Consider the following 11,020-nt stretch of genomic DNA (forward strand, 5'->3'; position numbering starts at 1 on the left):
CATCGCGGCCGCTCACAGCTTCGAACTGCGGATGCTGACGTCGGGCCGCTGCAGCAACGCCGGCGCCAGCGCCAGGCCCAGGCCTGCGCCGGGCGGCACCGTGGCCTGGCCGGCGCGGACATCGGGCAACTGCGTCACGAGGTCGCGGTACCAGCCCCCCAGGTACGCGCGCACCACTTCCTGCAGCACCACGTTGGTGGTGCTCATCGCCAGATGGAGAGATGCCGCGAGAACGACCGGGCCGGTGCAATCATGCGGCGCGACCGGCTTGTGAAAGGCCTTCGCCAGGGCCGCGATCTTCCTGGCTTCGGAGAGCCCCCCGACCCAGCCCAGGTCCAGCATCACATAGTCCACGGCGTTGTTCTTGAGCAGCTGGACGAATGGCTGGATGGTGGCCAACGTCTCGCTGCCGCAGACCGGAGCCCGGGTGCGCGAGCGGAATTCGGCGATCGTGTCCAGGTTGGACATCTGGACCGGATCCTCGATCCAGTAGGGCTTGAATTCCTCCAGCGCCTGCGCGATGCGCACGGCCATCGGCAGGTTCCACATCGAATGCAGTTCCACCATGATGTCCATCTCGTCGCCGACCGCGCGCCGGATCTCGCGAAACGGCGCCAGCGCCGTGTCCAGGTCGCGGGCCGAGATCGACTGCCCGCCGCTGGCCTGGGCGAAGGGATCGAACGGCCAGATCTTCATCGCCTTGTAGCCCTCGGACAGCAGGCTTTCGGCCAGCGCCGCCGGGCGCTTGACGAATGCCACCTGGTCCTCGTAAGGGCCTTCCGGCGCGACCTCGGCGCTCGCCTGCGTCACCGAGCGGCGCTGCGCCGCCTTGTTGTAGGTGTAGCCCGCGCAGGTGTTGTAGACCGGGACGCTTTCGCGCACGGCGCCGCCGAGCAGCTGGTAGAGCGGCTGTTGGGTGGCCTGGCCGAACAGATCCCACAGCGCGATGTCGAGCGCCGAAGCGGCGCGCGTCTCGGCGCCGCTGCTGGCAAAGCCGACATAGCCGTACAGCAGGTGCTGGCTGTGGGCTTCGATGGCGAGCGGGTCCTTGCCCAGCAGGTAGGGGGCGGCCAGTTCGTGGATCTGCGCCTGCACGGCCTGGGCGCCGCGAAAGGTTTCCCCCAGGCCCACCAGGCCGGTGTCGGTGTGGACCTGCACCCACAGGATGTTGGGATAGGCGGCCGCGTGGACCGTGTCGACTTGCGTGATCTTCATGGGGCTCGGCCTCAGGCCGTTCTGGGATGTTCCTTGACGCGGCTGACCAGCTGCGTCGGGTTGACGAACTGCAGCGCGATCAGCAGCCAGGCCAGCGTGACCGCCATGTAGACCATCGCCATCGCATCGACCGACTGGGGCGCCCGCACGCCCGCTGCGAAGACCGCGTAGTACAGGGCCACCACCAGCGTCTGCGAATCCGGGCCGGCCGTCAGGAAGGTCAGCTCGAACATGCCGATGGTGCGCACCAGCACCAGCAGCGAAGCCGCCAGGATGCCCGGGGCCAGCAGCGGCAGCAGCACGTGCCAGAACAGCTTGAAGGTGTTGGCGCCGAACACGCGGGCGGCGGCTTCGAGGTTGGCGTCGATCTGCTCGATGAACGGCGTCATCACCAGGATCATGAACGGCACGGCCGGAATCATGTTCGCCAGGATCACGCCGAAGATGGTGCCGGCGATGTGGGCCTGGTACATCACGGTCGCCAGCGGAATGCCGTAGGTGATCGGCGGGATCATCAGCGGCAGCAGGAACAGCCCCATCAGCAGGTTCTTGCCGCGGAAGTCGCGCCGCGCCAGCGCGTAGGCCGCCGGCACGCCGATCAGGATCGACAGGAACACCACGGCGGCGACCACCTCGATCGTCACCCACAGCACGCTGTCCAGCTGGAACTCCTTCCAGGCGGTCTGGTACCAGTCGAAGGTGTAGCCATCGGGCAGCCAGGTGCCGAGCCAGCGCCGGGCCACCGAGCTGGTGCCGACCGCGGCCACCATGAAGGCGACATTGAGGATGAAGAAGCCCATCACCAGGGCGACCAGCGACTTCCAGAGTTTCATCAGCAGGCGATGCGCATCCATGGTCAACCCTTCCCGCCGGAGACGGGGCCCCGATAGAACATCCCGCGCGCGCCCAGGACCGCGGCCACGACCACCAGCTGCACCACGCCCATCAACATCGCGACGGCCGAGGCCATGGAATAGTCGTAGCGCTCGAAGGCGGCCTCGTAGGCTGCGATCGAGATCACGCGCGTGGCGCCAGCCGGCGATCCGAGCAGGACCGCCGACGGAAACACCGAGAAGGCCTGCACGAACGACAGCGCGAAGGCCATCGCCAGTCCCGGCACCAGCAGCGGCAGATAGATGTGCCGGAACTGGTTCCACGGCGATGCGCCCAAGGTCGCGGCGGCGCGTGGCAGGTTGGGGTCGATGCCGGTGATGTACGACAGCGTGAGCAGGAACGCGAACGGAAAACCCGAGATGATGAGCGAGATCAGCACGCCCCAGTAGTTGTGGGTCAGCCGGATCGGGCCTTCGTAGAGGTGCAGCCACTGGAGTGACTGCGCCAGCCAGCCCTTGGGGCCGAAATAGCCGAGCATGCCCTCGGCGATCAGGACGGTGCCCAGCGTCAACGGAATCACCAGCAGCGTGGTGATCAGTTTCTGGAAGCGGCTGCTGCGGCGCATCTGATAGGCGATCGGCAGCGCCAGGCCGACGTTGATCACGGTGGCGGGAATGGCCAGCTTGAGCGTGGTCCAGACCGTGTCGCGCAGGTTGTCGGTGGTGAAGAACTGCGTGTAGTTCGCCAGCCAGTGGCCTTCCATCGGACGGAACGACAACTGCAGGCCGTAGAGGAAGGGGTAGACGAACAGCACCACCATGAACAGCGTCGCCGGCACCAGCAGCAGCAGCGACCGGTCGAAGGAGGACGGGCCGGCGCTGGTCATGGCGCCAGGCCCCCGGCGGCATCGACCGGATAGGCCAGCGCCTTGTCCGGCGCAATGGCCAGCGTGACCGGATCGCCGACCCGCAGGCGGGCCGTCGTGCGCACGATCAGCAGGAGGCCGCCGGCCACCTCGACGTCGACGATGTTGTCGTGGCCGCAGTATTCGACATTGCGCACCTGGGCGGCGAAGCTGTTGTCCACCGGCGCGGAGACGACGTCGAATTCCTCGGGCCGGATGGCGAGCATCGCCTTGCCGCCGGTCAGCGGCTGCATCGCCCGCGCGGTGAGGGCCAGGCCGCTGCCGGCGAGCTGCACCGACGCGCTGCCGGCCGAGCGCACGTCCAGCGGCACCAGGTTGCGATAGCCCATGAAGCGGGCCACGTCCAGATTGGCCGGCTGCGCGTAGATGCGCTGTGGTTCGGCGATCTGCTGCGCCACGCCGTCCTTCATGACGACCACGCGATCGGCCAGCGACAGCGCCTCGTCCTGGTCGTGGGTGACGTAGATCGTCGAGCGCCCCAGCTCGCGGTGGATGCGCCGGATCTCGGCGCGCATCTCCAGCCGCAACTTGGCGTCGAGATTCGACAAGGGCTCGTCCATCAGCACCAGGGGCGGCTCGATGACGATCGCCCGGGCGATCGCGACCCGCTGCTGCTGACCGCCGGACAACTGGCCGGGCAGCTTGTGCGCCTGCGAATTCAGCTGCACCAGGTCCAGCGCCCGCTGCACGCGCTGCGCCGACTCGGCGGCGGGCACGCCGCGCATCGCCAGCCCGAAGCCGACATTGCGCGCCACGCTCATGTGCGGAAAGAGCGCGTAATTCTGGAACACCATGCCGAAGCCGCGTTTTTCGGGCGGCAGCACGTCGATGCGCGTGTCGTCGAGCCAGATGCTTCCATCCGTCAATGGCAGCAGGCCGGCCAGGCAATTGAGCGCCGTCGACTTGCCGCAGCCCGAGGGGCCGAGCAGCGCGATGAACTCGCCGCGCCGGACCGTCATGCTCAAGGCATCGAGCGCGGTGAAGCTCTGCACGCCCTTGCCCGCAGCGAAGCGGCGGGTGACGCCCTCGAGGCGCAACTCGGAAAAATTTGAAGTCATGCAGACGCCATGCTGGAAAAAGAGTCCGCCGGCCAGCGCCCACGCGGGCGCTGGCGGCATCGGTCGGGCGCGCTGTGCGCGCCGCGCATCACTTGGTCTTGCGGCTGCCGATGTCCTGGTCCCAGCGGCGGAAGGCATCGACCATGGCCTTGGGCTCCAGCGGCACGGCATGGGGGAACTGGGCCAGCCACTGGTCGTATTCGGGCCGACCGAACTCCTTGATCACGTCCTGGCTGTCCTTGGGTGCCAGCGACAGCGGCACGTCCTTGACCGCGGGGCCCGGATAGAAGTAGCCCTTGTCATAGGTCATCGCCTGCTGCTGCGGCTTGAGCAGGAAGGCCATCAGGTCGAGCGCCACCGCCTGCTTCTCCGCCGGGACGCCCTTGGGAATCACGATGTAGTGGGCGTCGTTGACCCAGGTCATGCCCTTGAACGGCAGCACCTGGAAGTTCTTCGGCACGATGCCCAGCGCCCGGGGGTTGATGTCCCAGCCCGTCACCGTCAGCGTCATGTCGCGCGAGCCTTCGCCCAGTTCCTTCATCACTGCGGCGGTTCCGGTCGGGTAGTACTCGATGCAGGCGTCGAGCTCCTTCAGGTAGGCCCAGGTCTTGTCCCAGCCGTTGATCGGATCGGCAGGATTCTTGTCGCCCAGCAGATAGGGCAGCCCCATCATGAAGGTGCGTCCCGGCCCGGAGTTGGCGGGCCGTGCATAGATCAGCTTGTTGGGGTTGGCCTTGCACCAGGCCAGCAGTTCCTGGGGCGTCGTCGGTGGCGTCTTGACCTTGTCGGGGTTGAACTCGACCAGCGGTCCGGCGGGCATGAAGACGATGGCCAGACCGTGGTCCTTCGCCAGCGCGTGCATCTTGTAGGCGTTCGGAAGGTAGTTCTCCTGCAACTTGGGGAACTTGGCCGCGTAGTCGGGGAACAGCTTGACCCACAGGTTCATCTCGAGGCCGGCGGCGAGCGCATCGGTGCCGACGATGACCATGTCGATGTCGCTGCGGCCCGCGTTCTGCATCGCCTTGATCTTGGCCGGGATCTCGGGCGCGGGGGCCTTGGTGAAGGTGAACTTGGACACCAGCTTGGGGTTCTGCGCCTGGTAGGCCTCGAAAGCCCCCTGCGTCAGCGCCAGGTTGCCTGCGGCGTCGATCACGTTGATCACCACCGGCGACTTCGGCAGTTCCTGCGCCTGGGCCAGGCCGACGCCGGCGCAGCTCGCCGCCCCGAGAACGGCCGCAACGAGGGCATGGCGATGCCGCGAAAGGAAAACTGGGCGCATTCGGAATCTCCTGATGGATGGGCTTGGCTGGCGGAGATTTTGTAAGACAACTTTTCAGTTGTCATGCGGGTAATTGCGGAGGCAACGGGCCATCACCCCGGGGGTCCATCCGAACATCCGCTATAGTTGTCTGACAAAGACTTTCGATGACCGGTTCAATGGCGGAACACTTGCTAGACGTCCATGGCGGCACATTGCCCGACCAGATCTACGCCCGGATGGTCGAAGCCATCCTGCGCGGGGACTACGCCGACTCGAAGAAGCTGCCGACGGAAAGCGAACTGGCCTCCCGCTTCGGGGTCTCGCGGCCGACCGTGCGGGAGGCGCTGTCGAGGCTGCGATCGGACGGCATCATCGAATCCAGGCGCGGCTCCGGCAGCCATGTCGTGCGCGCCCCCGGCACACCGGCATCGAGCATGCCGCCCATCAGGAACTATTCGGACATCGAGCGCTACTACGCCTACCGCACCGTGGTCGAGTCGGGGGCGGCGGCCGCCGCTGCGGAGTTCCGCACCGCCGACGACCTGGCGTCGATCGGGGCCTGCCTGGAAGCTCAGACCCTGGCAATGGAGGGTGGAAACAGAGGCATCGAAGACGACGTCCGGTTCCATATGGCGATCGCGAGGGCCTCGCACAACCAGTTCTTCGTGGCCGCCGTCGAAACGAGTGTCGCGCCCATCCGGCAATTCATGGAACTGGCGCGCAGCGTGCGATCGAAGATGACCCTCGAGCGGATCCGGCGGGTCCAGGCGGAGCATCGGCAGATCCTCGACGCCATCGAGAAGCGGTCCCCGGCCGACGCCGCCGAGGCCACACGGGTCCATATCCTCAACGCCAAGCGACGGATCTTCGACGCAGCGAAGCTGCGATAGATCGCGCCGGCCTGGCGCCCCTCACACAGGGCCCGGCGAAGCCCCCGCGCAAAGGTGCTCCACCAGGCTGCGCGCCGCCGGCGACAGCGCCTCCAGCGAGCGCACGCACACCACCAGCTGCCGCCGCACCCAGGGCTCGTCGAGCGCGACGGCGCGGATGTCGAGCGACGCCAGATAGAGCCGCGCACTCCGGCGCGGCAGGATGCCGATGCCCATGCCGGCGGCCACCATCAACGACATCGCGTCGTAGCCGCTGACCTGGATGCGCAGCCGCAGCGGCAGGCCGATCTCCGCCGCTGCGCGGTGCAGCTGGTTGTTGACCGCGCTGCCCGGATGGGCGCCGACGAATTCATGCGCCAGCGCCTCGCGGAAGCTCGCCTTCTTGCGCCGCGCCAGCGGATGCGCGCGCGGCACGATCAGCACCAGTTCGTCCTCGCGGTACGGCAGCATGGCCAGCGGCTCGCCGTAGGCGCCCGCATTGAGGATGCCGATGTCGGCCGTGCTGTCGGCCACGGCGCGCGCGATGGCCGAGCTGATGCGTTCCTGCAGATGCACCTGCACCAGCGGGGCCACCGCCATGAAGCTGCGCAGGTCGTCGGGCAGGAACTGCGTGATGGCCGAGATGTTGGCGAACACCCGCACGTGGCCGCGCAGCCCGCTCGCGTAGCCGGCCATCTGCTCGGCGATGTCGTCCAGGCCATAGAGCACGCCGCGCGCGAGCCCGAGCAGCGCATGCGCGGCCGCGGTGGCTTGCGCCCCCTTGTTGCTGCGCTGGAACAGCACCGTATCGAGCGCTGCCTCGAGCTCGCTGATGCGCTTGCTCACGGCCGCCGGGGCCAGGTGCTCGCGCAGCGCGGCGGCCGCGATGGTGCCCTCTTCCATGACCGCGACGAAGAGGCGCAACGAGACAGGATCGACTTTCATGGAGGGCTATTTGAGCACCATCGCGATCCGCGATGGCAGCCTCGCCAATGACCGCTTTGCGGCCCTCCGGCGGCCGGCCATGATCCGCGCCATGAATCCTGATTCCAACACCGCCCTCGCCGGCCTCAAGGTGGTCGAGATGGGCCAGCTGATCGCCGGTCCCTTCTGCGGCAAGACGCTCGGCGAATTCGGTGCCGAGGTCGTGAAGATCGAGGCGCCGGGCAGCGGCGACCCGCTGCGCAACTGGCGCCTGCTGCAGGACGGCACCTCGGTCTGGTGGCAGGTGCAGTCGCGCAACAAGCGCTCGGTGGCGATCGACCTGCGCGCCGCCGAAGGCCAGGAGATCGCGCGCCGGCTGATCGCCGAGGCCGACGTGCTGATCGAGAACTTCCGGCCCGGCACGCTCGAGGGCTGGGGCCTGGGCTGGGACGACCTGCGCCGGATCAACCCCGGGCTCGTGATGCTGCGCATCTCGGGCTACGGCCAGACCGGGCCCTACCGCGACCTGCCCGGCTTCGGCGCCATCGGCGAGGCGATGGGCGGGCTGCGCCATCTCACCGGCGAGCCCGGGCGGGTGCCGGTGCGGGTGGGCGTCTCGATCGGCGACACGCTGGCGGCGCTGCACGGCACCATCGGCGTGCTGTTGGCGCTCTACCACCGCAAGGCGCACGGCGGCCCGGGCCAGGTCATCGACGTGGCGCTGCACGAGGCGGTCTTCAACGTGATGGAAAGCCTGCTGCCCGAGTACAGCGCCTTCGGTGCGGTGCGCGAGGCGGCCGGCAGCGCGCTGCCGGGCATCGCGCCGTCCAACGCCTACCGCTGCGCCGACGGCTACGTGCTGGTCGCCGGCAACGGCGACAGCATCTTCCGCCGCCTCATGGAAGTCGTGGGCCGCCCCGACCTGGCGTCCGCGCCCGACCTGCAAGGCAACGCCGGCCGGGTGGCGCGGGTCGACGAGCTCGACGCCGCGATCGGTGCCTGGACCCAGTCGCGCCCGATCGACGAGGTGCTTCGACTGCTCGGCGCGGCCAGGGTCCCGGCGGGCCGGGTCTACACCGCCAAGGACATCCACGAAGACCCGCACTACCGGGCGCGCGACATGATCCTGCGCCAGGTCACGCGCGACGGCCACGAGGTCGACGTGCCCGGCATCGTGCCCAAGCTGTCGGGCACGCCCGGCAGCGTGCGCTCGTCGGCGCCGCGGCTGGGCGACGACACCGATGCCGTGCTGCGCGAGGCCGGCCTGACGGCCGAACAGATCGCCCTGCTGCGCGCTAAAGGAGCCATTGCATGACCGCATCGAGCACACCGTGGGCGGGCGCACGCCGCCGCGTCCACATGCAGGAAGTCGGCCCGCGCGACGGCCTGCAGATGGAATCGGCCTTCGTGCCCACCGCCGACAAGATCTCCCTGATCGATGCGCTGTCGGCCGCCGGCCTCGCCAAGATCGAGGCCACCGCCTTCGTCTCGCCGCAGGCCATCCCGGCGCTGCGCGACGCCGAGATCGTGCTGCGCGAGATCGCCCGCGCACCCGGCGTGGTCTACACCTGCCTGGTGCCGAACCTGCGCGGCGCCGAGCGGGCCATCGAGGCGCGCGCCGATGAGCTCAACCTCGTGATGTCGTGCAGCGAGACCCACAACCTGGCCAACCTGCGGATGACGCGGTCCCAGTCGTTCACTGCGCTCTCTGGAGTGATCGGGCTGGCGCGGCAGGCCGGGGTGCCGGTCAACGTCTCGCTCTCGTGCGTGTTCGGCTGCCCGATGGAGGGCGACATCGACCCGGCCGTGGTGCTCGAATGGGCCGGGCGTTTCATGGCCGCCGGCGCCCGCGGCATCACGCTGTGCGACACCACCGGCATGGCGTTCCCGACCCAGGTGTCCCGCATCGTCGGGCTGTTCCGCCAGCGCCTGCCCGCCGCCGAACTGACGCTCCACTTCCACAACACGCGCGGCATGGGCCTGGCGAACGTGCTGGCCTCGCTGGACGCCGGAGCCGACCGCTTCGACGCCTCGCTCGGCGGCCTGGGCGGCTGCCCCTACGCGCCGGGCGCGAGCGGCAACGTGTGCACCGAGGAGATCGTGCATGCCCTCGAACTGATGGACTTCGACACCGGCTGCGACCTGCCGCTGCTGCTGCAGGCGGCCGCGCGGCTGCCGGGCCTGATCGGCCACGAGATCCCGAGCCAGATCGCCAAGGCCGGCCGCCGGCTCGACCTGCACGCACCGCCGCCGGACTTCGCGCTGTGGCGCGACCGGGCGCTGGCGCGCGACGCCTGAAGACCCATTTTTTCTTAGAACGACGACAGGAGACTTTCATGAAACCCGCTCACACCCTCTCGCGCCGCGCCCTCGGCCTGGCCGCGCTCGGCATCGCCGCCTGCGCCATCGCCCCGGCCCTCCACGCGCAGGCGCCCGCCGGCTACCCGAGCCGGCCGGTGATGCTGCTCGTGCCCACGGCGGCCGGCGGCACCACCGACATCGCGGCGCGCATGCTCGGCGTCCCGCTGGGCGCCGCGCTCGGCCAGACCGTGGTGGTCGACAACAAGGGCGGCGCCAACGGCGTCATCGCCGCGAGCGCTGTGAAGCGCGCCGAGCCCGACGGCTACACGCTGCTGATGCAGTACTCGGGCTACCACGTCATCACGCCGCTGGTCAGCAAGCAGGCACCGCAATGGGAGGCGAAGGACTTCACGCCGGTGGCCAACGTGCTGTCGGCGCCGCAGATCGTGGTGGTGCGCGCCGACCTCCCCTTCAAGACCCTGGCCGAGCTGGTGGCCTACGCCAAGGCGCATCCGGGGAAGATCAACTACGCCTCGTCTGGCAACGGCTCACTGCAGCATGCGACCGGCGCGATGCTCGAGCAGCAGGCCGGCATCCAGCTGACCCACATTCCGTACAAGGGCACCGGCCCGGCGCTGCAGGACCTGCTGGGCGGCCAGGTCGACATCACCTTCGGCACCGCGCCGCCCTTCGTGCCGCACATCCAGTCGGGCAAGCTGCGGGTGCTGGCGACCACCGGCAAGACCCGCCTGCCCAGCCTGCCCGACGTGCCGACGACCGCCGAGGCGGGCCTGCCGAACCTAGACGCCACCTCGTGGTTCGCGGTCTTCGCCCCGGCCAGGACACCCAAGCCGATCATCGACAAGCTGACGGCGGAGATCGCCCGGATCGTGTCCACGCCCGCCTTCAGGCAGAAGGCCCAGGAACAGGGTGCGACGGCCGACTACCTGAATCCGCAGCAGATGGACGCGCTGGTGAAATCCGAGACGGCGCGCTGGACGGAGGTCGTCAAGGCGGCGAAGATCGAGGCGGATTGAGCGGCGCCGGGCTGCTCGCGGACAGCCGGGCAGCGGCTCGTCCCACAGCCGGAACGCCCGGCCTCGCCGACACTCGAAACACCATGCGATCTCTCGCCGGATTTACATTGAAGGCCGCCGCCGTGGCCACGCTGCTCGGCGGCCTGCTGGCCGGCTGCGCCAGCGACCCGTCGCGGGTCCCGCTGGGCGCGCCCCGGGACGCGGTGCTCCAGCAACTGGGTCCGCCGACCGCCACCTACCGCTTCACCGGCGGCGAGCGGCTGCAGTATTCGCGCGGCCCGGCCGGCTTCCAGGTCAGCAATGTCGACCTGGACGCCGCGGGCCGCGTCCAGTCGGTGCGCCAGGAGCTCGACGAGGGCCTGTTCGGCGGCACCATCCGGCCCGGCGAGTGGCGCATCCCCGACGTGCTCTTCACCTACGGACCGCCCTACCAGCAGACGCGCGTGACCTCCTTCAACGGCACGGTCTGGTCGTGGCGCTACCTGCACATCAACAACCGGCGGTTCCTCTACATCTACGTCGATCCCACGGGCCTGGTCGACCACTACAACGTGGGCGACGACCTGGAGCTCGAGCGCTGGCGCTGGTAGCCGTCG

The 11,020-nt window shown here is 68.9% G+C and carries 11 protein-coding genes; 5 read left to right on the forward strand and 6 right to left on the reverse strand.

Translation table 11 applies throughout. From position 1 onward, the window contains the following. Window positions 1-12: 12 nt before the first annotated feature. The 5 genes from QTI68_RS01090 to QTI68_RS01110 form a co-directional block, all read right to left on the reverse strand. The gene (locus QTI68_RS01090; RefSeq protein WP_286519070.1) at window positions 13-1,215 is read right to left on the reverse strand and encodes a mandelate racemase/muconate lactonizing enzyme family protein; all 1,203 of its coding nucleotides are present in this window, start codon (window positions 1,213-1,215) and stop codon (window positions 13-15) included. Window positions 1,216-1,226: 11 nt separating this feature from the next. Continuing rightward, complete coding sequence (locus QTI68_RS01095) at window positions 1,227-2,069, reverse strand: ABC transporter permease (protein WP_286519071.1); 843 nt, start codon at window positions 2,067-2,069, stop codon at window positions 1,227-1,229. 2 nt (window positions 2,070-2,071) lie between these two features. Next, window positions 2,072-2,935 (reverse strand): ABC transporter permease, encoded by an 864-nt coding sequence (locus QTI68_RS01100; protein WP_286519073.1) that lies wholly within the window; start codon window positions 2,933-2,935, stop codon window positions 2,072-2,074. Then, window positions 2,932-4,032 carry an ABC transporter ATP-binding protein gene (locus QTI68_RS01105; protein ID WP_286519074.1) on the reverse strand — a complete coding sequence of 367 codons (1,101 nt, stop codon included), beginning with the start codon at window positions 4,030-4,032 and terminating at the stop codon, window positions 2,932-2,934. Before QTI68_RS01105 ends, QTI68_RS01100 begins: the two co-directional genes overlap by 4 nt. Before the next feature lie 88 nt (window positions 4,033-4,120). Further along, on the reverse strand, window positions 4,121-5,311 hold the full coding sequence (locus QTI68_RS01110; protein ID WP_286519075.1) for an ABC transporter substrate-binding protein: 1,191 nt from the start codon (window positions 5,309-5,311) through the stop codon (window positions 4,121-4,123). Window positions 5,312-5,457: 146 nt separating this feature from the next. Here QTI68_RS01110 and QTI68_RS01115 point away from each other — a divergent pair, with 146 nt between their 5' ends. Then, the gene (locus QTI68_RS01115; protein ID WP_286519077.1) at window positions 5,458-6,183 is read left to right on the forward strand and encodes a FadR/GntR family transcriptional regulator; all 726 of its coding nucleotides are present in this window, start codon (window positions 5,458-5,460) and stop codon (window positions 6,181-6,183) included. A 21-nt stretch (window positions 6,184-6,204) separates the two neighbouring features. Here QTI68_RS01115 and QTI68_RS01120 read toward each other — a convergent pair whose 3' ends face one another. Then, entirely contained in the window at window positions 6,205-7,107 is a 903-nt protein-coding gene (locus QTI68_RS01120; protein WP_286519078.1) for a LysR family transcriptional regulator, read from the reverse strand. A 91-nt stretch (window positions 7,108-7,198) separates the two neighbouring features. On the opposite strand from QTI68_RS01120, the gene QTI68_RS01125 reads away from it, so the two are divergent. The 4 genes from QTI68_RS01125 to QTI68_RS01140 all read left to right on the forward strand — a co-directional run bounded on the left by QTI68_RS01125 (window position 7,199) and on the right by QTI68_RS01140 (window position 11,014). Continuing rightward, window positions 7,199-8,401 (forward strand): CaiB/BaiF CoA transferase family protein, encoded by a 1,203-nt coding sequence (locus tag QTI68_RS01125; protein WP_286520184.1) that lies wholly within the window; start codon window positions 7,199-7,201, stop codon window positions 8,399-8,401. Next, on the forward strand, window positions 8,398-9,384 hold the full coding sequence (locus QTI68_RS01130; RefSeq protein WP_286519080.1) for a hydroxymethylglutaryl-CoA lyase: 987 nt from the start codon (window positions 8,398-8,400) through the stop codon (window positions 9,382-9,384). Before QTI68_RS01125 ends, QTI68_RS01130 begins: the two co-directional genes overlap by 4 nt. A gap of 38 nt (window positions 9,385-9,422) precedes the next feature. Beyond that, window positions 9,423-10,424, forward strand: a complete 1,002-nt coding sequence (locus QTI68_RS01135; protein ID WP_286519081.1) for a Bug family tripartite tricarboxylate transporter substrate binding protein — start codon at window positions 9,423-9,425, stop codon at window positions 10,422-10,424. 83 nt (window positions 10,425-10,507) lie between these two features. Further along, window positions 10,508-11,014, forward strand: a complete 507-nt coding sequence (locus tag QTI68_RS01140; protein WP_286519083.1) for a hypothetical protein — start codon at window positions 10,508-10,510, stop codon at window positions 11,012-11,014. The last annotated feature ends 6 nt before the right edge of the window (window positions 11,015-11,020 follow it).

This window comes from Variovorax sp. J31P207, from assembly GCF_030316965.1.
Taxonomy (GTDB): domain Bacteria; phylum Pseudomonadota; class Gammaproteobacteria; order Burkholderiales; family Burkholderiaceae_C; genus Variovorax; species Variovorax ginsengisoli_B.

Bases quoted from the DNA above. Each gene is read 5' to 3' on its own strand.
- QTI68_RS01115 (WP_286519077.1), top strand. From the start codon at position 5,458: ATGACCGGTTCAATGGCGGAACACTTGCTAGACGTCCATGGCGGCACA.
- QTI68_RS01130 (WP_286519080.1), top strand. From the start codon at position 8,398: ATGACCGCATCGAGCACACCGTGGGCGGGCGCACGCCGCCGCGTCCAC.
- QTI68_RS01110 (WP_286519075.1), bottom strand. From the start codon at position 5,311: ATGCGCCCAGTTTTCCTTTCGCGGCATCGCCATGCCCTCGTTGCGGCC.
- QTI68_RS01105 (WP_286519074.1), bottom strand. From the start codon at position 4,032: ATGACTTCAAATTTTTCCGAGTTGCGCCTCGAGGGCGTCACCCGCCGC.
- QTI68_RS01095 (WP_286519071.1), bottom strand. From the start codon at position 2,069: ATGGATGCGCATCGCCTGCTGATGAAACTCTGGAAGTCGCTGGTCGCC.
- QTI68_RS01140 (WP_286519083.1), top strand. From the start codon at position 10,508: ATGCGATCTCTCGCCGGATTTACATTGAAGGCCGCCGCCGTGGCCACG.
- QTI68_RS01135 (WP_286519081.1), top strand. From the start codon at position 9,423: ATGAAACCCGCTCACACCCTCTCGCGCCGCGCCCTCGGCCTGGCCGCG.
- QTI68_RS01125 (WP_286520184.1), top strand. From the start codon at position 7,199: ATGAATCCTGATTCCAACACCGCCCTCGCCGGCCTCAAGGTGGTCGAG.
- QTI68_RS01120 (WP_286519078.1), bottom strand. From the start codon at position 7,107: ATGAAAGTCGATCCTGTCTCGTTGCGCCTCTTCGTCGCGGTCATGGAA.
- QTI68_RS01100 (WP_286519073.1), bottom strand. From the start codon at position 2,935: ATGACCAGCGCCGGCCCGTCCTCCTTCGACCGGTCGCTGCTGCTGCTG.
- QTI68_RS01090 (WP_286519070.1), bottom strand. From the start codon at position 1,215: ATGAAGATCACGCAAGTCGACACGGTCCACGCGGCCGCCTATCCCAAC.